The sequence below is a fragment of the Tamlana crocina genome (genome assembly GCF_012037625.1).
The window spans coordinates 1-433 of sequence record NZ_JAAVJS010000277.1; the positions used below are offsets into that span (position 1 = coordinate 1).

The following is a 433-nucleotide window of genomic DNA, read 5'->3' on the forward strand; positions in this document are numbered from 1 at the left end:
TTGGATTCGATTACAGGAACATTGTAATTCCTGCAGCGATCATACTCATGTGGCCTTTCAAATTAGACATACCCGCATCTTTTTCCTCCAAACCTTCATCCTCTAGTCCTTTGAGCATGTTATTAAGCCCATATTGGTATTGGGCCCAGAACTTTACTGTTTCCATTCCGCCGCTTAAACCCAGGGCCAGATTCACATTAAAAGTAGATATTTTTTCAATGTCTATGGCGTTGACATTGGTATTACCTACAAACCACAATTCCTTGTCCTGCCGCGCATCGAGTTTTCCGTTTACCTGCAGTACAGGTCCTGCTTCCACACTCAAATAGTGGTCTAAAAGTTTATAGCTGGCAAAGAAATTGCCCTGCACTCCTATCATGTTATACTCAATAGCCTCAATTGGAGAAGTAAGTTCTACTTTTTCTCTCCCATC

General features: G+C 41.8%; 1 pseudogene. It reads right to left on the bottom strand.

What is annotated here, in order from left to right:
- Nucleotides 1-10: 10 nt before the first annotated feature.
- A pseudogene (locus HC176_RS16700) lies at nt 11-433 on the bottom strand (hypothetical protein); the annotation flags it as partial.